Source organism: Amaricoccus sp. W119 (genome assembly GCF_047275745.1).
In the GTDB taxonomy this organism is placed as follows: Bacteria; Pseudomonadota; Alphaproteobacteria; order Rhodobacterales; family Rhodobacteraceae; genus Amaricoccus.
This window is the reverse complement of sequence record NZ_JBKQWU010000005.1, coordinates 49,564-76,029: the sequence shown is the minus strand read 5'-3', so window position 1 is coordinate 76,029 and position 26,466 is coordinate 49,564. Positions and strand designations below refer to the sequence as shown.

At 68.5% G+C, this 26,466-nt stretch carries 25 protein-coding genes; 11 read left to right on the top strand and 14 right to left on the bottom strand.

The features are described from left to right. Nucleotides 1-117 precede the first annotated feature (117 nt). The 7 genes from ACLJK8_RS05130 to ACLJK8_RS05100 all read left to right on the top strand — a co-directional run bounded on the left by ACLJK8_RS05130 (nucleotide 118) and on the right by ACLJK8_RS05100 (nucleotide 6,918). The gene (locus tag ACLJK8_RS05130) at nucleotides 118-1,101 is read left to right on the top strand and encodes a DnaJ C-terminal domain-containing protein (protein WP_413149029.1); all 984 of its coding nucleotides are present in this window, start codon (nucleotides 118-120) and stop codon (nucleotides 1,099-1,101) included. After that, nucleotides 1,101-1,430, top strand: a complete 330-nt coding sequence (locus ACLJK8_RS05125; RefSeq protein WP_413149028.1) for a hypothetical protein — start codon at nucleotides 1,101-1,103, stop codon at nucleotides 1,428-1,430. Before ACLJK8_RS05130 ends, ACLJK8_RS05125 begins: the two co-directional genes overlap by 1 nt. 253 nt (nucleotides 1,431-1,683) lie before the next feature. Beyond that, nucleotides 1,684-1,983: a hypothetical protein gene (locus ACLJK8_RS05120; protein WP_413149027.1), complete on the top strand. Its 300-nt coding sequence runs from the start codon at nucleotides 1,684-1,686 to the stop codon at nucleotides 1,981-1,983. Between the two features lie 13 nt (nucleotides 1,984-1,996). Then, entirely contained in the window at nucleotides 1,997-3,574 is a 1,578-nt protein-coding gene (locus ACLJK8_RS05115) for a PepSY-associated TM helix domain-containing protein (RefSeq protein WP_413149026.1), read from the top strand. Further along, entirely contained in the window at nucleotides 3,571-4,131 is a 561-nt protein-coding gene (locus ACLJK8_RS05110; RefSeq protein ID WP_413149025.1) for a hypothetical protein, read from the top strand. The genes ACLJK8_RS05115 and ACLJK8_RS05110 overlap by 4 nt, the downstream gene beginning before the upstream one ends. Before the next feature lie 235 nt (nucleotides 4,132-4,366). Then, nucleotides 4,367-6,109 (top strand): MFS transporter, encoded by a 1,743-nt coding sequence (locus tag ACLJK8_RS05105; RefSeq protein ID WP_413149024.1) that lies wholly within the window; start codon nucleotides 4,367-4,369, stop codon nucleotides 6,107-6,109. Between the two features lie 71 nt (nucleotides 6,110-6,180). Further along, nucleotides 6,181-6,918, top strand: a complete 738-nt coding sequence (locus ACLJK8_RS05100) for a response regulator (protein ID WP_413149023.1) — start codon at nucleotides 6,181-6,183, stop codon at nucleotides 6,916-6,918. Between the two features lie 25 nt (nucleotides 6,919-6,943). Here the strand turns inward: ACLJK8_RS05100 and ACLJK8_RS05095 are convergent, their stop codons facing one another. The 3 genes from ACLJK8_RS05095 to ACLJK8_RS05085 form a co-directional block, all read right to left on the bottom strand. Beyond that, nucleotides 6,944-10,480 (bottom strand): NahK/ErcS family hybrid sensor histidine kinase/response regulator, encoded by a 3,537-nt coding sequence (locus tag ACLJK8_RS05095; protein ID WP_413149022.1) that lies wholly within the window; start codon nucleotides 10,478-10,480, stop codon nucleotides 6,944-6,946. A gap of 170 nt (nucleotides 10,481-10,650) precedes the next feature. Further along, complete coding sequence (locus ACLJK8_RS05090; protein WP_413149021.1) at nucleotides 10,651-10,998, bottom strand: hypothetical protein; 348 nt, start codon at nucleotides 10,996-10,998, stop codon at nucleotides 10,651-10,653. A gap of 338 nt (nucleotides 10,999-11,336) precedes the next feature. Further along, on the bottom strand, nucleotides 11,337-12,347 hold the full coding sequence (locus ACLJK8_RS05085) for a DUF2125 domain-containing protein (protein WP_413149020.1): 1,011 nt from the start codon (nucleotides 12,345-12,347) through the stop codon (nucleotides 11,337-11,339). A 51-nt stretch (nucleotides 12,348-12,398) separates the two neighbouring features. Between ACLJK8_RS05085 and ACLJK8_RS05080 the strand changes: the two genes are divergently transcribed. Continuing rightward, nucleotides 12,399-12,962 carry a gamma-glutamylcyclotransferase gene (locus ACLJK8_RS05080; RefSeq protein WP_413149019.1) on the top strand — a complete coding sequence of 188 codons (564 nt, stop codon included), beginning with the start codon at nucleotides 12,399-12,401 and terminating at the stop codon, nucleotides 12,960-12,962. A gap of 122 nt (nucleotides 12,963-13,084) precedes the next feature. Here the strand turns inward: ACLJK8_RS05080 and ACLJK8_RS05075 are convergent, their stop codons facing one another. The 7 genes from ACLJK8_RS05075 to ACLJK8_RS05045 all read right to left on the bottom strand — a co-directional run bounded on the left by ACLJK8_RS05075 (nucleotide 13,085) and on the right by ACLJK8_RS05045 (nucleotide 19,540). Further along, on the bottom strand, nucleotides 13,085-13,903 hold the full coding sequence (locus ACLJK8_RS05075) for an arginyltransferase (RefSeq protein WP_413149018.1): 819 nt from the start codon (nucleotides 13,901-13,903) through the stop codon (nucleotides 13,085-13,087). A gap of 98 nt (nucleotides 13,904-14,001) precedes the next feature. Continuing rightward, the gene (locus tag ACLJK8_RS05070; protein WP_413149017.1) at nucleotides 14,002-14,481 is read right to left on the bottom strand and encodes an RDD family protein; all 480 of its coding nucleotides are present in this window, start codon (nucleotides 14,479-14,481) and stop codon (nucleotides 14,002-14,004) included. Nucleotides 14,482-14,619: 138 nt separating this feature from the next. Next, nucleotides 14,620-15,591: a polyphosphate kinase 2 gene (gene ppk2 / locus ACLJK8_RS05065; RefSeq protein WP_413149016.1), complete on the bottom strand. Its 972-nt coding sequence runs from the start codon at nucleotides 15,589-15,591 to the stop codon at nucleotides 14,620-14,622. Between the two features lie 109 nt (nucleotides 15,592-15,700). Then, entirely contained in the window at nucleotides 15,701-16,597 is an 897-nt protein-coding gene (locus tag ACLJK8_RS05060) for an alpha/beta fold hydrolase (RefSeq protein WP_413149015.1), read from the bottom strand. Nucleotides 16,598-16,625: 28 nt separating this feature from the next. After that, the gene (metA, locus tag ACLJK8_RS05055; RefSeq protein WP_413149014.1) at nucleotides 16,626-17,549 is read right to left on the bottom strand and encodes a homoserine O-acetyltransferase MetA; all 924 of its coding nucleotides are present in this window, start codon (nucleotides 17,547-17,549) and stop codon (nucleotides 16,626-16,628) included. Nucleotides 17,550-17,627: 78 nt separating this feature from the next. Then, nucleotides 17,628-18,677 carry a cation diffusion facilitator family transporter gene (locus ACLJK8_RS05050; RefSeq protein WP_413149013.1) on the bottom strand — a complete coding sequence of 350 codons (1,050 nt, stop codon included), beginning with the start codon at nucleotides 18,675-18,677 and terminating at the stop codon, nucleotides 17,628-17,630. Beyond that, a complete protein-coding gene (locus ACLJK8_RS05045) occupies nucleotides 18,674-19,540 on the bottom strand; it encodes an ATPase (protein ID WP_413149012.1) in 867 nt (288 codons plus the stop codon). Before ACLJK8_RS05045 ends, ACLJK8_RS05050 begins: the two co-directional genes overlap by 4 nt. 252 nt (nucleotides 19,541-19,792) lie before the next feature. Between ACLJK8_RS05045 and ACLJK8_RS05040 the strand changes: the two genes are divergently transcribed. After that, a complete protein-coding gene (locus tag ACLJK8_RS05040) occupies nucleotides 19,793-21,121 on the top strand; it encodes a M10 family metallopeptidase C-terminal domain-containing protein (protein ID WP_413149011.1) in 1,329 nt (442 codons plus the stop codon). 67 nt (nucleotides 21,122-21,188) lie between these two features. On the opposite strand, the gene ACLJK8_RS05035 is transcribed toward ACLJK8_RS05040, so the two are convergent. The 3 genes from ACLJK8_RS05035 to ACLJK8_RS05025 form a co-directional block, all read right to left on the bottom strand. Then, nucleotides 21,189-22,403, bottom strand: a complete 1,215-nt coding sequence (locus tag ACLJK8_RS05035; protein ID WP_413149010.1) for an OmpP1/FadL family transporter — start codon at nucleotides 22,401-22,403, stop codon at nucleotides 21,189-21,191. Nucleotides 22,404-22,573: 170 nt separating this feature from the next. Next, on the bottom strand, nucleotides 22,574-23,110 hold the full coding sequence (gene ppa, locus ACLJK8_RS05030; protein WP_413149009.1) for an inorganic diphosphatase: 537 nt from the start codon (nucleotides 23,108-23,110) through the stop codon (nucleotides 22,574-22,576). Nucleotides 23,111-23,257: 147 nt separating this feature from the next. Beyond that, a complete protein-coding gene (locus ACLJK8_RS05025; protein WP_413149008.1) occupies nucleotides 23,258-24,133 on the bottom strand; it encodes a DMT family transporter in 876 nt (291 codons plus the stop codon). Between the two features lie 203 nt (nucleotides 24,134-24,336). Here ACLJK8_RS05025 and ACLJK8_RS05020 point away from each other — a divergent pair, with 203 nt between their 5' ends. After that, complete coding sequence (locus ACLJK8_RS05020) at nucleotides 24,337-25,149, top strand: DUF72 domain-containing protein (protein ID WP_413149007.1); 813 nt, start codon at nucleotides 24,337-24,339, stop codon at nucleotides 25,147-25,149. A 7-nt stretch (nucleotides 25,150-25,156) separates the two neighbouring features. Here ACLJK8_RS05020 and ACLJK8_RS05015 read toward each other — a convergent pair whose 3' ends face one another. Further along, nucleotides 25,157-25,639 carry an autoinducer binding domain-containing protein gene (locus ACLJK8_RS05015; protein WP_413149006.1) on the bottom strand — a complete coding sequence of 161 codons (483 nt, stop codon included), beginning with the start codon at nucleotides 25,637-25,639 and terminating at the stop codon, nucleotides 25,157-25,159. Between the two features lie 135 nt (nucleotides 25,640-25,774). On the opposite strand from ACLJK8_RS05015, the gene ACLJK8_RS05010 reads away from it, so the two are divergent. Next, nucleotides 25,775-26,365 (top strand): helix-turn-helix transcriptional regulator, encoded by a 591-nt coding sequence (locus ACLJK8_RS05010; RefSeq protein ID WP_413149005.1) that lies wholly within the window; start codon nucleotides 25,775-25,777, stop codon nucleotides 26,363-26,365. Nucleotides 26,366-26,466: the final 101 nt, after the last annotated feature.

Below are 26,466 nucleotides of genomic sequence, written 5' to 3'. Positions count from 1 at the left end.
CACGGCGGGAGCATGGCGCGGCGGGCCGCTTTTCGCTCTCGTCCGCGGCGACGGGCCCGGCTATCCTGCCCCAAAACGCCAACAGGAAAACGCCAACAAGGATGATCGGCCCGCGCCATGCAGGATCCATACGCCACCCTCGGCGTCGAGAAGACCGCTACCGACAAGGACATTCGCTCGGCCTTCAAGAAGCTGACGCGGAAGTACCACCCGGATCTCAACCCCGGCGACACATCGGCCGAGGAGCGGTTCAAGGAGATTTCCGCCGCGCACGACCTGCTCGGCGATGCCGAGAAGCGCCGCCGGTTCGACGCGGGCGAGATCGACGCGTCCGGCGCCGAGCGCCCCCGCGAGAATTTCTACCGTGATTTCGCCGATTTCGGTGGGGGTGGCAGCGGCGGCGGTGGCCGAAGCTGGCACCAGTCCTCGCACGCCGCTTCCGACGGCTTCGCCAGCGACGAGGATCTCGAGGACCTTCTCAACCGCGCCTTCGGCGGCGGGATGGGGGGCGGGGGAGCGGGCCGTGGCGGGAACCGGGGCGGCGGCGGCCGGGCCGAGTTCCGCGCGCGCGGCCAGGACATGAGCTACGCCCTGCCCGTGGACTTTCTCGACGCCGTGAACGGGGCGAAACGCACCGTCACGCTTCCCGATGGCAAGGTGCTGAGCGTGACCATTCCCGAGGGCGCGCAGGACCGGCAGATGCTGCGACTGCGCGGGCAGGGCGGCCCTGGCTTCAACGGCGGGCCGGACGGCGACGCCTATGTCGAGCTTCACATCGAACCGCATGCCTTCTTCCACCGCAAGGATACCGATATCCTGATCGAGGTCCCGGTCAGCCTGAAGGAGGCCGTGCTCGGCGGGAAGATCGAGGTGCCGACGATCTCGGGCCCGGTCGCGCTCACGATCCCGAGGAACTCGAACACCGGCCGCAAGCTGCGGCTGCGCGACAAGGGGGTGCTCGACCCGAAGAGCAAGGTCCGGGGCCATCAATACGTGACGCTGAAGGTCGTGCTGCCGAACGGGGAGGAGCCGGAGCTCGAAGCCTTCCTCAGGGACTGGACTCCGGCCCATGCCGACAATCCGCGCAAGGAGATGCTGTGATGATGCGCGCCACCGAACTGATCGCGGCCAACAGCCCGCTGAGCCGCGAGGATCTCGACGTCTGGGTTCGCGAGGAACTGATCGTCGCCACCCGCGAATCGGCCGAATTGGTCTTCACCGACCGCGAATGCGCCCGCGTCCGGCTCATCTGCACGTTGCGCTACCAGCTCGACGTGGAGCATGAGACGCTGCCCGTCGTCATGTCGCTGCTCGATCAGCTCTACGAGACCCGCGCGCGGCTCCGCGCGCTGGGCGCGGCGGTCGCGGCGGAGGACAGGGCGACGCGGGAAGCGATCCTCGCCCGGCTCGCGCCCGCGGAGAGCGATTGACGCGGGCGATCGACGCGGGCGATGGACGCGGGGGGCTGACGCGGGGCGACGGACGCGGGAGATTGGCGCGGGCGAATGATTGCGATACGATTCCCCCGGCTTGCAATTCCCGAGTGATTTCGTCAATATAGCGGCCGGCCACGCCACGCGCATGCGCGCCAGCCAGGCGGAACAGTCCCTCTTGTCTCTGGTCGGTGATGTCGCGCGAATTCCCCATGTCTTTCATTCGTGGTTCAGGGTCGGAGATCCGGTCATGAACCTTCCCGCGCCGCTTCGGCGCGGCATCGGCGCGCGGCCGGTCCTGACGCGCTGGCTTCTCGCCGGGCCGGGGGCGGTTCTCCTCGGGCTCGTCACCATGTGCGCGATGACGCTCTGGCTGCCGGCGGGTCCGGGCGGGGTCGACAATATCGCAATCCCGATCGTGCTCATGCCGCTGCTCTGGGCCGTTCCCTTCTTCTATGCGACGCTGGAGCCCGATCTGGAGCGCGCGACCGCCGTCATGCTCGGCGCCACGCTCGCGCAGGGTCTGGTGCTCGCTCTGGTGCTGGTGTGAGGGAGAGACGCCGATGATACCCCTGTCCCAGGCGCAGATGAAGCGGATGACGGCGATCCACGGCTGGTCCGCGGTCGTCCTCGGCCTCCTGCTCTACGCGGTGATCATCACCGGGGCGGTCGCCGTCTTCGCCCCGGAGATCGGCCGCTGGTCGGCCGGCGAGTCGCGCCGCCTGCCGCCGATCGAGGCGGGCGTGGACGCGCTCATCCGCGATCTCGCCGATCAGGTCGATCCCGAGTTCCGCGAGGACATCGCGATGTGGAGCGGCGAGGGCCGGAACCTGATCGTCACCTTCGCGACGCACCGGATGAACCCTGAGACCGGCGAGCTTGGCGACTACGGCTCGGTCTTCCGGGTCGACACCGAGACCGGAGAGGTGATCTCGCGTCAGGACGGGTTCATATGGGAGGAGCCGTCTGGCTGGGAGGACAGTGCGATCAGGAACTTCCTGATCGATCTTCATGTCCAGCTCTACCTGCCGAACCCCTGGGGGCTCATCCTGACCGGCATTCTCGGCCTCATGATGATGGCCGCCGTCGTCACCGGGTTCCTGATGCACAAGCACATGATCCGCGACCTGTTCGTGGCCGAACGGCCGGGAAAGCGTCTCGTCTCGGCGCGGGACCGCCATGTGCTGGCATCGAGCTGGAGCCTGCCCTTCGCCTTCATCCTGGCCTTCACCGGCTCCTTCTTCAGCTTCGCGGGCACGGTCGGCTTCCCGATGCTCGCCTATGTCGCCTATGGCGGCGATCAGGAGGCGATGTCGGAGGCGCTGTTCGAGCCGCCGGCGGCGGAGGACCCGCGGCCCGTTCCGACGGCGAGCCTCGACGCGATCATCGCCGATTCCTCGGCCCGTGCCGGCGGCGCCGTCGATTTCGTCGGCATCCATGATTTCGGCCGCGCGGATGCGAGGGTGACGGTCTGGCACCCGCCGATGAACGGCCGGATGCTCTGGACCGCGAACGAATACGACGGGCCCCGGCGGATATTCCTGGGCGAACGGCCGGTGGTCGGAACCGGACCCTCCGTCGGGGGGACACTCTACGGCTGGATGCGACCGCTGCATTTCGGCGATTTCGCAGGCGTGTTCTCGCAGCTTGTCTGGGGCGCGCTCGGCGTTGCGATGTGTTTCGTGATCCTTTCGGGCATGCGGCTCTGGCTCCGCAAGAAGCCCACGACGCCGCTCTGGCTCGGCTTCGGGCGGACGGTGCAGATCGTCGGCTACGGCCTGCCGATCGGCATGCTCGCCGCCGCGTACGCCTATCTTTTCGCGCTTCCGGCGGCCAATACCTTCTTCTGGACCCCGCCCGGCTTTGTCGTCGGGTCCGCGGTCGCCATCCTGATGGGGCTCGCGATCCGGGACATCGACCGGCTGGGACTGGCCTTCCAGCGGCTTCTCGCCGTGCTGTGCCTGCTCCTGCCGGTGGCACGCCTCGGGATTGGCGGCATGACCTGGGCGGAGGCGCTGATGCGCGGCCAGACCGATGTGCTCTCGGTCGATCTCACGCTTCTCGTCTCGGGCGCCGCCCTCTGGTTCTTCGCCCGGCGTCCCCGCGAACGCGGCGCACGGTATCCGGAGCCCGCCGAGTGAGCGCGCTCGCGACTCTGGGCGGGATCGGTCTCAGCCTCGCCGCCCTCGGGCGGATGGCGGTGATGGACCCGAAGCGCCGCCGCGCATTCCAGCTTCCCGCCGGGCCTGTCACCTCGCGCCGGACCGGCTGGGCGATCGCGCTCGCGCCGGGGCTGGTGGTGCCGTTCCTGAGCGGCGCGGCGGGGCTCGTTCTCTGGCTTGGCGCCGTGAGTGTCGCGGGCTGGGCGCTGATCTCGATCCCGCCCGGACGCGGCTGGCGGGTTCCGGGCACCCTCGCACGCGGCTGGAGCAGGCTCCGCGGCCGGGCCAGCGCGCTGTCGCGCCGCGCGCGCAGCGTCGGCGCCGCGATCGCTCCGGGGCGGTTGGGCCCCGGCTGGGGATCGGGCTGGAGCACGGGCTGGAGCACGGGCGGCGAGACGCGGGCCGGCCTCGTGGCCCGGGTCGCGCGGCTCGAGGGCCGGATCGTCGCGCTGGAGGCCGAGGTCGCGCGTCTGAACGACCAGACTGCCCGGCCGGTCGCGCGGGTCGCCGAGGGCCGGGAAACCCGGGTCGCCTGACCGGCCTTCGGAGGGCGGGGCGCCGTCGCGCGCCCGCGCTGGACTTGCAGGCCGCGATCCACTCGCATCACGATTATTTCCTGACGCTGTCCCGAGACGCCATGCGCGCTCGTACTGGGCCAGTGGATGATCGGAGCGCCCCTGACCAACGTGGGGGTGCGCCGGTCAATCGGCTTCCGCCTAGGATCGTGATCCAGCCCGCGCCAAGCGGGGGACAGACAACGGGAGAACAACAATGGCGAACGTCGCGACGGGCGTGTCGGAGCCGCGCCCCATGACGAGCGAGGAAAGGAAGGTGATCTTCGCCTCTTCGCTCGGGACGGTTTTCGAATGGTACGATTTCTATCTCTATGGATCGCTTTCCGCGATCATCGCCGCGCAGTTCTTCTCGGGCGTCAATCCGACAGCCGCCTTCATCTTCGCGCTCATGGCCTTCGCCGCCGGTTTCGCCGTGCGCCCCTTCGGCGCGCTGGTCTTCGGCCGGCTCGGCGACCTCGTCGGGCGGAAGTACACCTTCCTCGTCACCATCATGATCATGGGTGTCTCGACCTTCATCGTCGGCATCCTGCCCAATTACGAGACCATCGGCATCGCCGCCCCGGTCATCCTGATCTGCCTGCGGCTTCTGCAGGGTCTCGCGCTCGGCGGTGAATACGGCGGCGCCGCGACCTATGTCGCCGAACACGCGCCGAACGGGCGGCGGGGCGCCTATACCGCCTGGATCCAGACCACGGCGACGCTCGGCCTCTTCCTGTCGCTCCTGATCATCCTCGCCTGCCGCCTGTCGATGTCCGCGGAGGACTTCGCTTCCTGGGGCTGGCGTATCCCGTTCCTGATCTCGATCGTGCTGCTCGCGATCTCGGTCTGGATCCGGCTCATGCTGAACGAGAGCCCGGCCTTCCAGAAGATGAAGGAAGAAGGCACGCATTCGAAGGCGCCGCTGAAGGAATCCTTCGGGGAGTGGAAGAACCTCAAGGTCGTGCTGCTGGCACTCTTCGGCCTCGTCGCCGGTCAGGCGGTGGTCTGGTACACGGGCCAGTTCTACGCGCTCTTCTTCCTGACGCAGACGCTGAAGGTCGATCCGCAGACCGCGAACCTGATGATCGCCGCGGCGCTCGTCCTCGGCACGCCGCTCTTCGTGGTCTTCGGCACGCTCTCGGATCGGATCGGGCGCAAGCCGATCATCATGCTCGGCCTTCTGCTGGCCTGCCTGACCTACTTCCCGCTCTTCAAGGGGATCACGCATTTCGCCAATCCGGGCCTTGAGGAAGCGATCGCGACCTCGCCGGTCGTCGTCCACGCCGATCCGGCGGAATGCTCGTTCCAGTTCAACCCGGTCGGCACGTCGAAGTTCACCACCTCCTGCGACATCGCCAAGACGGCGCTGGTCTCGCGCGGCATTCCCTACGAGAACCAGGAGGTCGCGGCGGGCACCACGGCGACGATCACGGTCGGCGAGACGGTGATCCAGTCCTATACCGCGACGCCCGCGCCCTCTACCGAGGTCAATATCGGCCACGCGCCCGCCGCGCCGGCCGCGGGCGAGACCGCCGGGAGCGAGGCCGGAGCGCCGGCCGCGGCGACGCCGGCCGACACGTTCAAGGCCGAACTCGCCGCCGCGCTCGACGCCGCCCAGTATCCGGCGAGCGCCGATCCGGCGCGGATCAACCACTTCATGGTGGTGGTGCTGCTCTTCATCCTCGTCATCTACGTGACGATGGTCTACGGGCCGATCGCGGCGATGCTGGTGGAGATGTTCCCGACCCGGATCCGCTACACCTCGATGTCGCTGCCCTATCACATCGGCAACGGCTGGTTCGGCGGCTTCCTGCCCACGACCTCGTTTGCCATCGTGGCGGCGACCGGCAACATCTACTCCGGGCTCTGGTATCCGATCATCATCGCGGCGGCGACGCTGGTCATCGGGATGCTCTTCGTCCGCGAGACCAAGGACGTCGACATCTACGCCGATATCTGATCCGGGCACGCTCCGGCATGTCCCGGCGCCGGGCGGTGGCTGCCGCCCGCGCCGATCTTGGAGCTTGAGACATGATGACGCCCCCCGAGCGCAGCGGCGATCCCCTTGTCGAGGACGGCCCGGCCCCCGATACTGGGTCGGGTTCCAGCCTGATCGGATCGGAGATGCCGCAACACATCCTCATCGCGGACGATCATCCGCTGATGCGCTCCGCGCTTCGGCAGGCGGTCAGCCAGGCTTTCGCCGGCGTCGAGATCGGCGAGGCCGCGCGCTACGAGCAGCTTCGCCGGCTGCTCGCCGAGGAAGCCGAACCCGATCTGGTCCTGCTCGACCTGCATATGCCGGGAACCAGCGGCTTCATCGGCCTCATGATGCTGCGCTCGGAATATCCGGCGATCCCGGTCATCGTCGTCTCGGCCGCCGAGGACGCGGTCACGATCCGCCGGTCGATCGACTATGGCGCCTCCGGCTTCGTGCCGAAGTCCGCGCCGATCGGCCAGGTCGCGGAGGCGATCCGCGCGGTCCTCGGCGGGCAGATCTGGACCCCGGCCTCGCTCGACACCGCCGACGGGGCCGATACCGATCTCGCCGACCGGGTGGTGAGCCTGACGCCGCAGCAGTTGCGCGTGCTCGCCGGCATGGCCGAGGGCAAGCTCAACAAGCAGATCGCCTATGAACTGACGATCGCCGAGCAGACGGTGAAGGACCATGTGACGGTGATCCTGAGGAAGCTCGGCGCCGGGAACCGGACCCAGGCCGCGGTCATCGCGAGCCAACTCTCCCTGCGCCCGCCGCCGCCCCCGAAATAGACCCCGGGGAACACTTCCGGGACGATCATGCGCCGGAGGCACGGGGCTCTTCGCCGCTCCCATTGCCCTGCTGTGCCTCGGCGAGCATCCGCGTCAGGAGCGCGCGGAGCGCGCCCGGCCGCACCGGCTTGCTCAGCATGTGGCAGCCCGCCGCGTGGGCCGCGGGCCGGATCGCCGGGTCGCGGTCCGCGGTGATGATCGCCGCCGGGATGCCCGGTCCGAGTGCCTCGCGCAGCACCCCGAGGGCTTCGAGACCGGTCCGGCCATGGTCGAGATGGTAATCCGACAGGATCGCATCCGGCCGCCGCCCGCGGGGCAGCGCCTCGAGCGCCTGTTCCGCCGTCGCGGCCGTCACGACTTCGCAGCCCCAGCCGCCGAGCAGGTCGCGCATCGCCCCGGCGATCGACGGGTCGTTCTCGATCACGAGGAGCAGCGCGCCGCCGAAATCCCGCGCCGCGCGCCGGGGCGCCGGCGCCCGCTCCCGCGCCGCCGCCTCCGCGAGCGGCACGCGCACGGAGAAACAACTGCCCCGGCCGACCGTCGAGCGCACGCCGAGCTCGTGCCCGAGCAACCCCGCGAGACGTTCCACGATCGCGAGGCCGAGGCCGAGGCCCTCGTCGCTCGACGCCGACTCGGTGCCGAGACGATGGAATTCCACGAAGATCTCGCCGAACTTGTCGTTCGGAATGCCCGGCCCGCTGTCCCAGACGCAGACCTCCAGCGTGCGCCCCCGCCGGCGGCAGCCGAGCAGGACGCGGCCGGTGATCGTGTAGCGGACCGCGTTGGCGAGGAGGTTCTGCAGGATCCGGCGCAGCATCGCGGGATCGCTGCGCACCGAGGCAGAGGATTCCACGAGCCGGAAGCCGATGCCATGCCGCGCCGCCAGCACGCCGAATTCCGCGCCGAGCGGGCGCAGGACATCGGCCAGGCGGAAATCGGTGACGATCGGCTGGGTCACGCCGCTGTCGAGCTTCGAGACTTCCAGAAGCTCGCCCAGCAGATGTTCGACCGATTTCAGCGAGGTGTCGATCTGCGGGATGGCGGGGTCGCTCACCCGCTCCGAGAGCGCCGAGAGGAAGAGATGCGCGGCCTGGAGCGGCTGCAGCAGATCGTGGCCGGCGGCGGCGAGAAAGCGGGACTTGCCGAGATTGGCGCGCTCCGCCTCGACCTTGGCGGCTGAGAGCGCCTGGGTGCGCTCGGCGATGCGCTGCTCCAGCGTCTCGTTCGCCTCACGGAGCGCGGCGGCGGCGCGGTAGCGGTCACTGACATCAGTATAGACGGCGACGAAACCGCCGCTCGGCAACGGATTGGTCGCGATCTCAAGGACGGTCCCGTCGGGCCGCCGGCGCTCGTAGACATCGGGCCTGCCGCGCCGCCTCGGATCGAGCTGGCGCGCGAGAAGCGTTTCGGCCCGGTTTCCGGTCGCGCCGTACTCCCGCCGCGCCTCGTTGAAGCGGACGATCTCGTGCAGGGTCGTTCCGACCGCCATCCGATCGGCGGGGAAATCGATCAGTTCGAGGAAGCGGCGGTTCCAGAGCGTCGCGCGGAAACCCTCGTCGAAGACGCAGATGCCCTGCCGGATGTTCTGCAGCGTCTCGCGCAGCAGCTCGTGCCGGCTCATGATCGCGCGGGAAGCATCGTCGATCAGGCCGCGGGCGTCGGCGTTGGAGAAGCGGCGGTTCGCCAGCAGGCTCGCCACGACGACGCGGGCCGAGGCGGCGCCGACCGCGCCCGCGAGGAGCCGCTCCGTCACCTGCGCGGCTTCCGGATCGACGCGCCCGCGCAGCACCTCCTCTACCTCCGTCATCGGACCCTGGCGCATGGCGGCGAGCGCGTTGAACGTCTCCTCCGCGCGGGCCTCGCCCACGAACCGCGCTGCGAAATCGCGCAGATCGGCGAGCGAGGCGACCTTGCCGGAGGCGGCGGGTTCGGCACGGGCGGGCAGCGTGATGACGAAACGCTCCGCCTGCACCTTCTCGGCGGCGCCGGGTCTGGAGAGGAGCGAGACGACGAAGAAGAGCGCGAGGTTCGGCCCGAGGCTCCAGAGCATCCCGTGCACCAGCGGATCGACATGGAGCCCGAGAAGCGCCCGCGGATTGAGCGCCGCGAAGCCGGCGGGGCCATCGGTGAGCCACTCGGGCGGCAACCAGCCGGTCGCGCAGAAGGCGGGCACGACCACGGTGTAGACCCAGCCGATGAAACCCGCCGAGATCGCCGCGAAGGCGGCGGTGCGCGTCGCGCGGCGCCAGAAGAGCCCGCCGAAGAGCGAGGGCGCGAATTGCGCGACGGCGGCGAAGGACATCATGCCGATCGTCGCCAGCGGAAAGGCCGAGCCGATCAGGAGATAGCAGACGTAGCTCAGCGCGATCGTCCCGACGACGGCGGCCCGGCGTGCCTGCAGCACGATTGGCGCCGGGTCCGCGTGCCAGTTGCCCCCGAGCAGCCGTGTGGCCGTCAGCGCCGGCAGGACGACGTCGTTCGAGATCATCGTGCCGAGCGCGAGGGTCGAGACGATGATCATGCTCGTCGCCGCCGAGAGCCCGCCGAGGAAGGCCAGGAAGGCGAGCCAGTCCCAGCCGAGTTCGAGCGGGATCGCGAAGAGGAAGCTGTCGGCCTGCGCCGCGCCATCCGGGAACAGCGACAGCCCGACCTGGGCGACGGAGGCGACGAAGATGTTGATGAGCAGCAGATAGACCGGAAAGGCCCAGGCCGAGACCTTGATGTCGTCGAGATGCGTGTTTTCGACGATCGCCACATGGAACTGCCGGGGCAGGCAGAGAAAGGCGAGCGCCGAGAGCAGGACGGCCGCCCAGAAGGAGAGGTCGAGCGGGTCGAAGGCGGGGAGCGCCGCGCGCGGTATCTCTGGTGGACCCGCTCCGAGGGCGAAGAATGCGATCGCTCCTCCGACGATGAGCGCGGCGCCGAGTTTCACGAGGGATTCCGCGGCGATCGCGACCATGAGCCCCCGGTGGTGCTCGTTGGCGTTGATGCCCCGGACCCCGAACAGCACCGCGAAGACCGCGAGCGCGAGCGCGACGATGAGCGTGGTCCCGCCCGGCAGCAGTTCCTCGGCCCCGCTCCGCGTCAGGGCCTCGAAGCTGATGGTGATCGCCTTCAGTTGCAGCGCGAAATACGGCATGAGCCCGATCACCGCCGTCGCGGTGACGAGCGCGGCGAGCGACCGGCTCTTGCCATAGCGCGCCGAGATGAAATCGGAGATCGAGGTCAGGTTCTCGGCCTGCGCGATCCGCGCGATCCGCCGCACGAGCGGCCAGCCGAACAGCATGAGCAGCGTCGGGCCGATATAGATCGCGAGGAAATCCATGCCGTTGGCGGCCGCTTCTCCCACCGCGCCATAAAGCGTCCAGGAGCTGCAGTAGATCGCGATCGAGAGCGGATAGACGAAGCGCGCGCGCCGGGGCCCAGAGCCGTCGCCGGAACCGTCACCCGGACCGTCGCCCGCGCCGCCGCCTCGGGCCGGGGCACGGTCGCCCATCCAGGCGATCAGGAACAGGCTGAGCAGATAGGCGAGCGAAAGTGCCAGCACGGCCCAGTCGCGCATTCCTGTTCTCCCTCCAGGCGCGTGCCCCGCGCGTCGGCGCGAGGATGCGCGGAAGCGCGCCGTCTGTCCAGTTCGGGCGGGCCGAGGCGGTCGCGACGGATCGCGGCACCTCCGGGCGCATCGGACGGTGATGAGAGGGGCGGGTTCGGTCGGAGGTGGCCGTCGCGCGTCTAGCGATGCGCGTCGTAGCCGAGCAGGCTGGAGATTTCGGCGGAGAGCGTGTCCGGGGTGCGGGGCCCGCCCATCCGCGCGCCATCGAGTTGCGCGAGACGCGCCGCGGTCTCAGGGTTCAACGGGGGAGCGAAGCCGTTATCCCGCGTCGCGAGAACGAAGCACCAGATCCGGCCAACCAGGCGGATCTCGCCCAAGGTACAGAGCCGTCGGCCGGTCGCTTCCTCCACGACGCGCGCGTGGCGATCGGCATCGACGCGAACGCTGAGGAGCGGCCCCGCCAACAGATCTCCGTCGAGCAGATCCCCGTCGAGGAGCACCCCTCCGGCGCTATCCGGCTCCGGCATCGGACTGTCCCGGAGTTCTGGCGCGGCGGTCCATCGCTGGGCCGTCCGGGACCAGCTGGAACCCATCCGATCGGAGATCCAGCAGAGGTTGAGATCAGATGCGCGGGGAGTGTCGGCGGCGTCGCGGCGATCGGGGACCGCCTGCTTCGATGTGTCCACTTGCGTCCTCCCTTTCTCACCGATTCGCCGTACCCGGGCGCGAACGATAACACCCTTTCCGGTGAACGCTACGACGCAATGTTGCGCGCGCGGATTTTCGCGAGGTTTCGTATCTGAGCGGGAGCGTTCGCACGGCGGAGGTTCACGGTGCCGCCGGGCGCCGGAGCGCCGCCCGAGGCTCAGTTTTCCCGGCGCAGCATCGGCGCCCGGCCGACCGGCACCGGGCCGAGAAGCATCTCGCCGTTCTCGAATTCGAGCGGCGCCCGGAGCGTATCGCCGTCGCCCGAGAGCGCCGCGTAGAGACCGAGGGCGCCGCGCAAGGCCTCGGCGAGGCCGGAATCGATGGTGCCGGTATCCTCCGCGACATCGAGCATGCCGCGCCAGTTGTTCGCGACGAGGTCGAGCCGTCCCTCGGCGAAGCCGCGGGCGTCGCTCCGGAGCCTGCCCGAGCCGGTGAGATCGAGCTGCCCCCAGGTCAGGCGCGCCTCCGTCACGTCGAGCGCCACGAGCGCCGGCGGATCGCCCTCGATCCCGGGGCGATCCCAGGCCTTGTCGAAGGTGAGCGTCGCCGCGAGATGGCCGAGGTCGATCGTCTCGGGCAGGAGACCGCTCCGCCGGGCGTGGGATACCCAGGCCGCGGGCGGGTCCAGCCGCCGGGCGTTGAAGTCCATGTCGTAGGAATTGGGTGCGGCCTCCGGGGCGGGGCTCTTGCGCAGTGACAGGAGCCCTTCACCGAGCCCGGTCTGCCAGCCGGCTTCCCCCGCGAGCGCCAGATCGCTGAGTTCTATCGTCGCGCGATCGAGGCCGAGCCGGAGATTCGGCTCGAAGACCACCGAACCCACCATGCGCGCGCTCTGGACCGCGACCGTGTCGTAGGGCGTCGCGACAGTCTGGTGGTCGGGCCAGACCGCGATGACATGCAGTGGTTTCCAGGTCTGCGAGAGGATCTGGAATTCGGAGGCGGACCAGGACCAGCCCGCGTCGGGATTGGCGAGATCGAGGCCGCTCACGATGGAATCGACCCGGTTCGGGAACCCGGTGACGCGGACCTCGGCCTCGGCGATCCAGCCCGCCGCGCGCCGCGCCTCGAGCCAGCCGGTCAGGGCCTCGTCGCGCATCGACGCGTTCCAGTACCAGAACCCGCCCCAGCCGGCCGCCGCGAGCACCACGATTGCAAAGAGAACGCGCATGTTCTAACCCCCGCGCAGGAATAGCGCGTCGGCGCGGGCGGGAACAGTAGATTGCCGGTTGAAACCGAAACCGAAGCGGCGCCGGTCTGGATCTTCGCCTATGGTTCGCTGATCTGGAGGCCGGGCTTCGACTATGCCGAGCGTGTCCGGGCGGAGATCGTGGGCTTCCGCCGGGGCTTCTGCATGACCTCGATCCATTACCGCGGCACGCCGGAGGCGCCGGGTCTGGTGCTGGCGCTCGACGCCGATCCGGCCGGGCGGTGTTCCGGGGTGGCCTATCGGCTCGCGCCCGATGGCGCCGGCGCGGGGCTCGCCTATGTGCGCGGGCGCGAATTGGTGAGCCGGGCCTACGACGAGGCGCGCCTGCCGCTCCGGCTCGAGGACGGGCGCGAGGTCGAGGGCTACGTCTATGTCGTGAACCGCGACCATGCGCAGTACCGGGGCGGGCTGACGCCCGAGGAACAGGCCGAGGTGATCGCCCGGGCGGTGGGGCCGATGGGGACCAATGCCGAGTACTTGGCCAGCACCGTCGCGAGCCTGGCCGGACTGGGGCTCGAAGATCCCGAGCTTGTCGCGCTCGCAGCGATGGTGCGGGCCCGGCGCGGCGAGCCCTGAGGGCGGGCCCGGAACCGCGAGACCCGGAGCGAGACCGGAGCGGCGCATCCCGACGGGCAGATCCGGGCAGGTTCGGGGGCGGCCGAACCGGCGGCCCTGGCGGGAAGCATGGCCGGGCCGCGCTATTTCGTCGCCGGCAGTTCGATCGCGGCGACCTGATCGACGATATTCGTCCGGTCGCCCTGGCGCCGGTTGATCGTCGAGAGATCGGCTTCCGGCAAGAGGCTCCAGCGGCCTTCGTAGAAGATCTCGAGCGGGCGGTAGCGCGCCTTGTAATCCATCTTCGCGCTGCCGGGCACCCAGTAACCGAGATAGACGTAAGGCAGGCCCGCCTCGCGCGCGATCTCTACATGGTCGAGGATCACGAAGGCGCCGAGGCTGTCGCGCGTCATCGCCGGATCGAAGAAGGAATAGACCATCGAGACGCCGTCGGTCAGCAGATCCGTGAGGCAGACGGCGATGAGTTCGCGGCCACCCCCGGCGCGCGGCAGGTAGTATTCGATCACCCGGCTCCGCACCGGCGTTTCCTCGATCATCGCCGCGAACTCGTGCATGTCCATGTCGGCCATGCCGCCGGTCGCGTGGCGCGCATCGAGGTAACGGCGGAACAGCGCGTATTGCGGCTCGGTCGCCCAAGGGCTGGTCACGATCCGCTCGATCGCGGCGTTGCGCTTCATGATCCGGCGCTGGCCGCGGCTCGGCTCGAAGGTATCGACCACGATGCGGGCCGAGAGGCAGGCGGAGCAGCCCGCGCAGGAGGGGCGGTAGAGCACGTTCTGCGACCGCCGGAACCCCTGATGCGAGAGGACATCGTTCAGATGCGAGGCGCCATCGCCCTGCAGCGCGGTGAAAAGCTTGCGTTCGACCCGGCCACCAAGATAGGGGCACGGCTGAGGCGCCGTGACGTAGAACTGGTGCGACTGCGGCAAGCTGTGGCGCATGACGGACCCCTGAACTCCTGTCCCCAGGGAAGGAAGCTAACTACAGCCTCCGGCGGCGGGCAACAGGATTCTGGTACCCGCCCCGGCCCCGCGAAGCTTCAATCTATCGGGCGGTTAATGGCGGTTGTGCGCAGCACGATGTCGGACAGGCCCTGCCCATATCGCGTGCCGAGCATCATGACGCAACTCACCATCTGGACCAGCACGAACATCATCGACACCGTGTAGATCGCGACATGGCCGAGCGCGGTCGGGAAATCGAAGCGCCGGCCGTCGCCGCGACGGAACTCGATCCCCATGATCCGCATGCCCCAGGTCGCCGACCGGTCGGTGATCGTCCCGACACGATAGGCGAAGCCCACGGCCGGCACGATGAGCGGGAAGGCGATGAAACCGATGCCGAGCGTCAGCACCCCGAAGATGACCGCGATCGGCACGCCGACGCAGAGGATGATCGCGACGTCGATCAACCAGGACGCGAAACGACGCGCCGGAACACCGCGGTAGAACTGCGGATCGTGATCGGGGTCGGGCAGGCCCGCGAGCGAGAGACGAAAGGTTCCGGGATCAGCGAACATGAGCGTGGGGTCGGTCCTCTGCTGGGCGCCCGCGCGGGCGCGTTCGCGATTGAAATGGGCGCGGCGGCGCCGGAGCGCAAGGGGTGGCGCCCCGAACAGCGCCGAAGGCGCCGCGCCGGAACCGGCGGCCGTCCCGGTTCAGAGGCTCTTCCGGCGCAGGATCTCGGGCCCGCCGCAGATGAGCGGGTCGGGCGCGGAGGTGACCTTGCCGGGATAGTCGAGCCGCATGAGGATCGCGCGCATGGTCGCGATCCTCGCACGGCGCTTGTCCTCGGCCCAGGCGACCACCCAGGGCGCGATCGGCAGGTTGGTGCGGCCGAAGGTCTCCTCGATCGCGGCGGTGTAGTCGTCCCAGCGGGCCAGACCCTCGACGTCGGTCTCGCTGAGCTTCCATTGTTTCAACGGGTCGCGCTCGCGCTGCAGGAACTGGCGCAGCTGCTCGGCGCGGCCGATCGCGATCCAGACCTTGACGAGGATGATGCCGTCGCGCACCAGCATGTCCTCGAATTCCGGGACCTGCGCGAAGAACCTCTCGCGCTCCGCGGGCGTGCACCAGCCGAAGACATGCTCGACCACGGCGCGGTTGTACCAGGAGCGGTCGAACAGCACCATCTCGCCGCTCGTCGGCAGGTGCTCGATGTAGCGCTGGAAATACCACTGGCCGCGCTCGGTCTCGTCGGGCGCGGGCAGGGCGACGATCCGGGCCCGGCGCGGGTTGAGGTTCTCGGTGAGCGCCTTGATCGTGCCGCCCTTGCCGGCGGCGTCGCGGCCCTCGAAGACCAGCACGATGCGCTGGCCCGTCGCGCGGAGCCAGTCCTGCACCTTGACGAGTTCGAGCTGGCAGAGTTCCTCCTCCACGTCGTATTCCTCCGACGACATCCGCTCGGTGTAGGGATAGTCCGGGTCGAGGATCGACTTCTTGGAGGCGTCGCGCAGCGCCTTCCGGATCTCGGGCGGCGCGCCCTTCTCGGCGAACCGGCTGACGGCGCCGCCGAAGGGCAGGCTGGCTTCCGCCGGCTCCCCGGCCCTGGCGGCGTCCTTCCCGCCCGTCTTGCTCTGCTTCCCGCCGGACCCGTTCCTGCCGGACGCCTTCTTACCGGATTTGGCCATCTCGGCTCCCCTCGTTGACATCTGGGAACTATGGCGAAGCGCGGGGCATCGGGCAACGTCCCGGCCCGCGGCGTCTGGCGCGTGCCCGCGAGGTGCCGCCCCGGCGGCGCTATCCTGCCGCCACCAGCCTGGCCAGCGCGAATTCGACCTCCCGCGGCACCACATGGTGCGGCATGTGCCCCACGCCGGGCAGCGGCGTCAGCCGGGCGCCCGGCACCGCCGCGGCCAGGCGTTCCGCGTGAAACTCTATCGGCACGACCGCGTCCTCGGTCCCGTGCAGGATCTCGACGGGCATCCTGAGTCCCGGGTAGCGCGGGACCATCGCCAGCAACTGACGCTTCAGCGCCATCAGCTGCACGGCATTCGCGCGCAGCGTCTCCGGAGCGAAGATCTTGCGGGGCGAGACATGGGCGACCAGCCCGCTCGGCGGCCGCTGCGGCGCGAAAAGCTCCTCGATCCGGCGGTCGAGGATCGAGCGCGTCATCATCGCGGGCAGCGCCCATGAGAAATACGGCGCCGTCAGCGGATGGGCCAGCAGGTCGTTGCCCATCCCCATGCCGCCGTTCCACCCCTGGCTCGGCGCGCCGAGCAGGAGCAGGCCGGCGACGCTCGCGGGCATTTCGAGCGCCCAGGCGAGGGCCACCGCCCCGCCGTAGCTGTGACCGGCCACGATCGCGCGGTCGTGGCCGAGGCTCGAGAGCGCGGCGCGCAGCATCCGCGCCTGATGCGCCAGTTGCTCTCCGCCCCGCGCCGGCCAGCCGCTGCTGCCATGGCCCGGCCGGTCGAAGGCCACGACCGAATGGTGCCGTGCGAGCCGGGGCAGCAGATCGAAGCTCATGTCGCCGAGATTGGCGCTGGCGCCATGGATCAGCACGACCGCAGGACCGGTCCCGGCCCGCAGGTAATGGATCGGCGTCCCGTCGACGACGACGATGCCTTCCTCGGTGGCCGCGGCGTATTCGGTGCCTCTGTCGCGCCCGGCACCGGGCTCCGCTTCTTCGCGCATGACGGTCTCGCGTGGGTGGGAGGCGCCCTCAGGCGCCGATCATCTCGATATCGTAGGAGGTCGTCTGGTAGATCTGGTTGATCCAGTTCCCGTAGAGCAGGTGCCCGTGGGCGCGCCATCGGTTGGCCGGCGGGGCGGAGGGATCGTCCCCGGGGAAATAGTCGACGGGAAGCGGGATCGGCGCGCCCTTCGCCTCCGCGTCGCGGTCGTATTCTTCCTTCAGGGTCGTTGAATCGTATTCCAGGTGATTGAACATGTAGAGCGCGCGGTGGCCGGCGTCCTCGATCAGACACGGGCCGACCTCCTCGGAGGAGACGAGAAGTTCAAGCTCGGGATGCAGGTCCACGTCCTCGGAGCGGATCTCGGTCCAGCGGCTCACCGGCACGATGAACCGGTCAGCGAAGCCGCGCAGGAAGGGGGAGGCGGAGCGGGGCGCGGATTCGTGCTCGAAACAGCCGAAGGCCTTCGCGGGAAGGATGTGTTTCGGCACGCCGTGGAAGTGGTGCAGCATCGCCATGCCGCCCCAGCAGACGCCCATCGTGTGATGGACGTTGGTCTGGGTCCAGTCGAAGAGCTCGCGCAATTCGTCCCAGTAGGAGACATCCTCGAAATCGAGATGTTCGATCGGCGCGCCGGTAATGACGAGCCCGTCGAACTTCTCGGCCTTCGCGTCCTGGAAGGTGCGGTAGAAGGCTTCGAGATGCTCGGCCGAGGTATTCTTCGACTGATGCTCGGTCATGCGGATCAGCGTCAGGTCGATCTGGAGCGGCGTCGCACCGATCAGCCGGGCGAACTGCGTCTCGGTCTGCACCTTCTTCGGCATCAGGTTGACGAGCCCGATCCTGAGCGGCCGGATATCCTGCCTGAGCGCGGTTTCCTCGGACATGACCATGACGCCCTCGCGCCGGAGCACGTCATGGGCGGGCAGGTTCTGAGGAATCTTGATCGGCATCTCTGGGCGCTTTCGTGAACGAGAGCCGTCAGATAGCCTCTGCCGGCCCGCCCGGCAACCGCGTGGGCCCGGGGGGTGTCAATCGGGGTCGCTGACCGGTGCGTCATCCGGGACCTCGATCGGCGCCTCGGTCTCGATGTGAATCTCCACCGTCGCATGATCGACCGCGAAGCGCTCGGCAAGCCGGTGCTTGATCGCCTCGCGCGTCGCGGCCGGATCGGCGTCGGCGGCGACGACCGCCTCGAGCGTCGCCATGGGCCGCTCCTCGCTGATCGACCAGGCGTGGAGGTGACGCACGGCGACGAGGCCCGGGATCTCGCGCGTGAGATCGGCGGCCACCGTCTCGGGATCGAAGCCGCTCGGACTCGCCTCCAGCAGGATACGCGCGCTGTCGCGCACCACATGATAGGCCGAGCGCAGGATGAGCACCGAGACGAGCACCGAGAGGATCGGGTCGATCGGCGTCCATCCGGTCCAGAGGATGACGAGGGCGGCGATGATCGCGGCGAGCGAGCCGAGCAGGTCGCCCGCGACATGCAGCACGGCGGCGCGGATATTGAGGTTCGCGCTCTCGCCGCGCGTGAGTATCCAGAAGCCCGCGATATTCACGACGAGCCCCGCGACGGCCACCGCGAGCATGAGCCCGCCCAGCACGGGCGCGGGCTCCGTGAGCCGGTGCCAGGCCTCGTAGGTGATCCAGATCGCGATCAGGAAGAGGGCCAGCCCGTTGACGAAGGCCGCCAGCACCGACACCCGGTCGAAACCGTAGGTGCGCCGGGCATCGGCCGGACGGCGCGCGATCCGGACCGCGATCCAGGCCATGACGAGCGCGGCGAAATCGGTCAGCATGTGGCCCGCGTCGGCCAGCAGCGCGAGCGAGCCCGAGACGATCCCGCCGACCGCCTCGACCACCATGAACCCGCCGGTCAGCACGGCGACCGTTCCGAGCGCGCGGGCATTGGCCGCGTGATGGTGTCCGTGCGAATGGCCTCCCGGCCCGTGTCCGTGGCTGTGCCCGTCCTCGGCCCCGTCGCTCCGGTGCCCGTCCTCCGCGCGGGCGCGGCGGTTCGGCTCGCAGCGGAGGGCGGCGGCTTCCGCCTCGCCGTCATGGCCGGCGGGCGGGATCATCCGGATTTCCGCGCGATCGCCTCGGCGACCAGCGTCCTGAAATCGGCGGCGTCGCGCAACGCGGCGACATCGGCGGCCTCGACCGTGACGCCCCATTGCTCCGCCATCGCCGCGTAGCGCGGCAGCCGGTGATTGATGAGCGCGCGGAACCCGTGGCGGATGAAGGCGTCGGGATCGACCTCCCCGGGCGCGAGGCCGGTCTCGGCGCGATATTCGTCCCAGAGCCGAAGGAGGAATTCCTCCTGATAATACATCGGCTTCGGTGCCCGATCGAACCGCGCGACGAGACTCTCCACATCCGTCTCTGTGCCCCTGATCCAGATCAGCAGCAGATTTTCCGAAAGCTCGCGCAGCACGGGATCGGCGTGGTCGCGCGGATCGACCACCTCGCAGAGCGAACCGGAGCAGTCGCAGACGAAATGGCCGTAGCCGTAGATGTCGCGGGCCTTGTCGATGAAGGGCACGGCGTCGCGGGTCGCGGCGATCTCGGCCACGCGGTGCTGACGCTGGCGGCGGAGGTACTCCTCGAACGGGATGCCGCCCTTCGCCGGATCGCCCGGCTTGCCGAGATAGGTCGAGAGCGGAGTGAGGTTCTGGAAGGTGATGTTGGAGGCGATATAGATCGAATCCGAGCGCAGAAGCTCGCGCAGGAAGGGGTTGCGCATCGCCTCGCGCTTGAAGTTGTCGACGATGTGCTCGCCCATGTAGCGGGTGCCGATCCGGAAATCGACGGAATAGTGGAACCAGTCGCCCTCGTCGCGCAGCAGGCTTGCGATGCGTGTCTTGCCGAGGCCGGACATGCCGAAGAGCGAGACGCGGCGGTGCGTGGCGTCGGTCCAGTCCCGGGGCGTTTGGTAGATCATGCTTGGTAGATCATGCTGGGCCCTTGTCTTTCGCCAAGTGCTAACCGCGCGTCACCCCTCTGGCAATCCGTCTCGCTCTCCGGGGCGGCGGGTGCGTGGGCGCGCGGCGATGGTACGGGCCGGAACCGGGTGCTAGTCTGTCGCGCCGGCCGCCCGGATTCGTCGCGGCGTCCGGGTGGGTTGCACGGAGCCGGCGCGACGCATTTCAGGCGCCAGGTGGCCGGGTTTCGGTCGGAATCGAGAGGAACGAGAATGGCGGAGTATTTCGTCGATGCCTTGCGTAACGAGAATGGCGAGGACGAGGTCGTCCGTCCCTTCGCCAATGCGCGCGACGGCGCGCCGGCGCGCCTGACCTACGGGTTCATGACGAGCGCGCCCGACGACGCGATGGATGTCTATGGCGATCCGAGCGATTCGTTCGAGACCTACGGCGCGGCCGAACGCTCCGATGTCGCGAGCGCCCTGGCCCGGTACGAGGCGGTGGCGAATGTGCGGTTCACGGAAGTGAGCGGAACGGCGGATCTGAACTTCGGCCTGTTCGATATCGAGGGCGACTGGGCCGGCTATGCCTATATGCCCTTCTACGACAAGGTGGCGGGCGAACTCATGTCCGGCATGGAGGTCTGGCTCGACTCCGACGTCGGCATTACCTCGCCGATCTCGACCCAGCACGAGATCGGCCACACGCTCGGGCTGAAGCACCCGTTCGAGGGCGACTCGCGGTTGCCCGACTGGGAGGACCACGCGGAGAATACCGTCATGTCCTATACCCGCGACAGCGAGAACGGCGGGCTGGCGCTCTTCGACATCATCGCGCTGCAGAGCATCTACGGACCCGCCGCGTCGCGTCGGAACGACAACACCTATGCCTTCGGCGAGGACAAGCTGATCTGGGACGGCGGAGGCGAGGACCGGATCACCGCGCGCGACAGCGACGAGGGCGTGACGCTCGACCTGCGTGGCGGCACCTGGAACCACGAGGGGGCCAAGGGCAGGTCGCTGCTCTGGGACGATCAGGTGTTCCTCGGCTATTTCTCCGAGATCGAGAACGCGGACGGCGGCGACTTCGACGACCGCCTGTTTGGCAACGGTCTCGCCAACCGCCTGCTCGGCCGCGATGGCGACGATGCGCTGCGGGGACGCGACGGTCGTGACCGGCTGAGCGGCGGTGAGGGGGAGGACCTGCTCGACGGTGGCTCCGGCGCGGATCGCCTGCTGGGCGGCGCGGGCGCGGATACGCTCGAAGGCGGCTCCGGCGCCGATGTTCTGCGCGGCGGGGATGGCGGGGACCGTTTCGTCTTCGACGACCTGGCGCATTCAACGCTGCGCGGGCGCGATCTGGTGCTCGATTTCGCACGTGGCGAGGACGACCGGATCGACCTGAGCGGGATCGCGGGAGCGGCGGATCTGTCCTTCGTTGGCCGCTCCGCCTTTTCCGGCGGCGCCTCCGAGATCCGCTACGATCACCGCGCCGCCGAGGGCACGCGGCTCGTCATCGACTCCGATGGTGACGGGTCGGCGGATTTCGCGATCGCCTTCGAGGGCCGGATCACGCTGGGCGCGCACGATCTCATCGTCTGAGGGCCAGCGCCGGTTCGGTAATTCGGGCGCCCGCGCGGGGCGCCCGATCCGATCAGAAAGTGTGGGATCAGAAGCTGTAGCCGATCCGCAGCCCGGCGGCCCAGACCGAGCCGTCGTTGAAATCCGTCCCGAGCACGTTCGTCGTATCGCCGAGCGTGCCGTAGCTGACCCCGCCCGCGAAATTCGCCTTCCCGTAGTCGTAGCTGACCCCGACATTGGCCGTGGTCCGGCCGTCGGAGGGGCCGAGCGTCGTCAGCTCCCCACCGACCGATGGCTCCCAGGTCACGGAGAACGAAGCGGCCAGATCGTCGGTGAACTGATACGCGGCGCCGAGATTGTAGGTCCACCAGTCCTCGGAATAATCGACGAGATCGCGGCCGGTCAGCGCGGTATAGGTCGGCGGCGCGATCGAGAACTCCGACCAGTCCACCCAGCGGATCGACCCGAAGACGAGCGTGTTCGCCATGACACCGGTCTGGAATTCGAGCGCCACGGACTGCGGCGTGTCGATGTCGGTGGTCGTGCCGCCGTCCTGTACGCCCGGGATGGCGATGCTGTCGAATTCGCTCGTGTCGAGGGAATGGCCGATCTTCGAATGATAGGTGAGTGCCACGCGGAGCGCGATCTCGGGGATGTGGTACGCGGCGCCGAGGAGGTAGCCGTAGCCCCAGTCGGCATCGGCGTCGACCGTGTAACCGGGCAGGGTGGGCGGGCCGATGAAGGGGATCGCGGCGCTCGCGTCGAGCCGCTGCGCCCGCGCACCACCGAAGACCTTGATGTTCGGCGTGGCGTCATAGGCGACGATCGCGCTCAGCTGATAGGTGTTGAGATCGGCGTTGGTGCCGTCGTAGCTGAAGACCCCGGCGGGGAAGCTGCCCGCGCCGTACTGCGTGTCCGCGCCATAGGGCTGGTCGAAGGCCAGCACATAGGACCACCGGTCGGTGATCTGATCCTTGAACGCCGCCGAGTAGCTCCAGTGATCCTCGAAGAGATCTCCGGTATTGCCCGGGATGATCGCGTCCGGCCCGCCAAGCGCGGCGAGATTGGCGTCGCCGCCGCTCTGGTCGGGATCGGTGAAGCTCAGCCCCACCTCGGCGTAGCGGCCTTCCTCGAACAGGATGCGGCTCGGGGCGGGCACGGCCCGTTCGATCGCTCCGGCATGCGCCGCGCCGGGCGCGAGCGCCGCCCCAAGGGCGAACGTGGCGGCGAACGTGGCGGTGGTGGTTGCGAAAATTGGCGCGCGCGTGGCAATCCAGCGCGGCTGACGGTCCGTTCTGGCCATCGATCCTCCCAGAAACACAGCTTCGGCGTGTATTCTGGAAACTTCTCCGGGTAGCGGGCATTTCCGTCAAGGGGTGACGTCAGGTCGCATGCAATGTGACGCAGCGTCGCAACAGCCGGGCGCCGGCCCGCGTCATGGGCCGGCGCGCCGGAATCACTGCCTGGCCGGGGTCACTTCTTGACGGCCTCGAGCGAAGTCCGGAGGATCGACTCGGCTTCGTCCTTTTGGCCCCAGCCGATCACCTTCACCCACTTGCCTTCCTCGAGATCCTTGTAGTGCTCGAAGAAGTGCTTGATCCGGTCCCGGGTCTTCTGCGGGATGTCGTCGAGGTCCTTGATATGGGCCTGGAACGGATCGACCTTGGTGACGGGGACGGCGATCAGCTTGTCGTCCATGCCGCCATCGTCCTCCATCTTCAGCACGCCCACGGGACGGCAGCGGATGACGACGCCCGGCTGCAGCGGGAAGTCGCAGAGCACGAGCACGTCGGTCGGATCGCCGTCGGCGTGCAGCGTGTTCGGGACGAATCCGTAGTTGCAGGGGTAGAACATCGGGGTGTTGACGATCCGGTCCACGAAGACCGCGCCCGATTCCTTGTCGATCTCGTATTTCACCGGAGCGCCACCGGCGGCGCCGCCCGTGATCTCGATCACGACATTGATGTCCTCGGGCGGGTTCTTCCCCGCCGGGATCGCGTCGATTTTCATGTCCGTCTCCTCGTTCCTTCGGACTGGTCCAATCCGCGCGTCCGACTAGCACGCCACCGGCCGGGGAGAAAGGCCCGCCGCGGTTGAAGTGGGTCGGGCGGATGATAGGCGGGGCGAGCGGGCGTGTGCCGGGTAGGGGAAGGAGGCTCAGACGGGCCGCGGGCGGCGCGCGCTGTCGCGCAGGTTGACGACATTGGCGAGCACGATGATCGCCGCGCCGATTGCCACCATCGGGCTGAGCGTCTCGCCGTAGAGGAGCATGCCCACGACGGCGATGATCGGCAGGCGCGCGAAATCCATCGGCGCGACGATGGTCGCGGGAGCCCAGCGCAGCGCCGAGGTCAGCGCGAAATGCGCGCTGACGCCGGTGATGCCGACCACGAGGATATAGAGGAAGTCCCTCGCCGGCGGCACCGGAATGCCGCCCGGCAGCGACAGGACGAGGCTCGCGGCGCCCTGCATCAGCGTCATGTAGAAGATCACCGTCAGCACGTGATCGAAGCGCATGATCTGCTTGGTATAGATCGTGTTGAGCGCGTAGCAGAGCGCGGCGACCGCGACCGCCATCTGTCCCGGACCGATCTCCGCGCGGCCCGGCTGGGCGACGATGAGCACGCCGAGAAAGCCCAGGATCGCCGCGATGAGCCGGGCACGGGTCAGCCGTTCCCCGAGCAGGAACGGTGCCAGCACGGCGACCCAGATCGGGTTGGTGAACTCGATTGCCACCACCTGGCTCAGCGCGATGAGCGAGATCGCGTAGAACCACAGATTCTGGCCCGCGTAATGGATGACGTTGCGGAGCAGGTGCAGCCGGAGATGCTTGGTCCTGGCCAGCGAGAAGCCCGCCGGCCGCGTGGCCATGATCGCGCAGACGCAGGCGAAGCCGATCGCCGAGCGATAGAGCATCAGCTCGAACGTGTTCATCTCGACCAGCAGTTCGCGTCCCGCCACGGCCATGGCCGAGAACGAGAGGATCGCGACCGCCATCCAGAGGGCGGCCCGGACGAGATTCTGCTCTTGCATGGATGACTCTCCCTGTCCGCTCTCTACCGGCCGGCCCTGACCGCCACAAGGGATCTCGCGACACGCGTACCGCCCGCGCCGGCCGTGCCGGAGCGCGCGCGAATGTTCATCATGCGTTCCCGCGGGAGATTCGCTGTGGCATGTCCTGGGGGATGGGGGCAGGATCGCGCCGGTCTGCGAGGCTGACCCGGGGGAGGTGTGACATGGCGGGACGGATCCGCGTCGGCGTTGGCGGCTGGACCTTCGCACCCTGGCGGGGAAGGTTCTATCCAGCGGGGCTGGCCCAGAAACGGGAACTGGAATACGCCGGCGAGGCGCTCACCTCGATCGAGATCAACGGCACCTTCTACGGCTCCCAGAAGCCGGCGAGTTTCCGCAAGTGGCGGGACGAGACCCCGGACGGTTTCGTCTTCTCGGTCAAGGGACCGCGCTTCACCACGAATCGCCGTGTGCTCGCGGAGGCGGGCGAATCAATTGAACGCTTCTTCTCGAGCGGTGTCATGGAACTGGGCGACAAGCTCGGGCCCGTGAACTGGCAGTTGGCCGGGACCAAGAAGTTCGTCCCCGAGGATCTCGCCGCCTTCCTCGAACTCCTGCCCGCCGAGGTCGCGGGGCAGCCGATCGCCCATGTCATCGAGGCGCGGCATCCGAGCTTCGCCGTGCCCGAATACCTCGACCTGCTGCGAGCCCGCGGTGTGGCGCAGGTCGTCGCGGGCGACTCGCAGCATCCGCTGATCCCGGACGTGACGGCGCCCTTCGTCTACGCGCGAATCATGGGGACGCGCGAGGACGAGCCGAACGGCTATTCGGACGCGGAACTGGATCGCTGGGCCGACCGCGCCCGCGCCTGGGCCGAGGGGAGGGCGCCGGAGGGGCTGCCCGCGGTCGGCGGGGCTTCCGGGGGGCACTCCACCGGGGCCGACGGCGTGGCGCGCGACGTGTTCCTCTATGTGATCGGGGGGGCGAAGGCGGGGAATCCGGCCGCCGCCATGCGCCTCATCGAACGGCTTCGCTGAGGCGATCTCAATGCGTTAGGCGGACTGAAAGCTCGCGCAGCGCCTCGCGGTCCGCCGGGTCCAGTTTCGGCAGATCCGCCGTTTCCCGGTGCAGGCGCAGCAGCAGTTCCTCAAGTTCGTCCATCTCGAAATCGTCGTAGTCGCGGTCCGCGCGGGCGAAACTCGCGATCGTGCGGGTGCCATCACGCAGAATTGAAACGGTCACTCCGTTCATCAATCCGTAGTTTTTCGCCTCGTCGAGCACACCGGCGCTGTCGATCGCTTCCAGGTCGCTCCAGCGGATCCGGCCCAGATTCTGAACGCCCCAATGCACGGTGGGATCGTTTACGACCATGCCACGCTCCGAATAATGGTCCATCCAGCGCTTCGGATAGGTCTGGAACAGATAGGCGGGGGAGGTGAAGCGTATGTGGAGCGCGATCGCGAAACCCGCCGGGCTTCGCTGGTCGAACTCCCGCAGCAGTGTCGCGATGCTCGTCCGCTGAGCCATTTTCCCCTCTTGCTCGCGACATGGTTGCGAGGAGGCACCAATCCCCCTAATGTCACAGTCAGATGAAACTAGTGCCATGAAGGCGAAGGCGAAAGACCCGTTTCGCGTGTGCCTCGGCGAGTAGGTTGAACGACGTTGCAGGATTTTCAGGATCTCGCTCCGGCAGGCTACTACATCGCGCTGCGTGTCGGTTTTGCCTTTCCGATGGTCGAGCACAACCAGCTTCCAGAGCTGTGGGTGCGCGAATACACGATGAGCGGCCTGATCGTGCACGATCCCGCCATCGCCTGGTGCTACCACAACGACGGCGCGGCGCGTTGGACCGAGCTCGGAATACATGATCGGCTCGGCGTGCTCGAACTCGCCAAGGCCCATGGGCTCTTCTTCGGCGCGGCGGTAAGCTGTCGTGACGACGGAGGCGCCGGGCAGCGCAGCTTCGGCCTCTTCTGTCGCTCCGACCGCGATTTCGCCACCGAGGAACTCGAGCACCTGACGACGCTCCTGCGCGCTCAGCACGACGCCCACGAGCAGCCGCGCAACCTGACGGCGGCGGAGCTCGAGACGCTCGGCCTCGTCAAGAACGGCCTTCTGATGAAGGAGATCGCCTGCGCGCTGGGCGTTTCGGAGAGCGCGATCAAGCAGCGGTTGAAAAGCGCCCGGCTGAAACTCCGCGCGAAGACGGGCTCGCAGGCGGCGGCCAAGGCGACCATGCTGGGAATGATCTGAGTCTTTTCGCCGCTCTCGGCGATTATTGGCCGGTTCCGACCGCATGGGAGATTAACAGAGGGATCGCCGCGGGCTTAGCTTGACTCATCCAGAACGAGGAT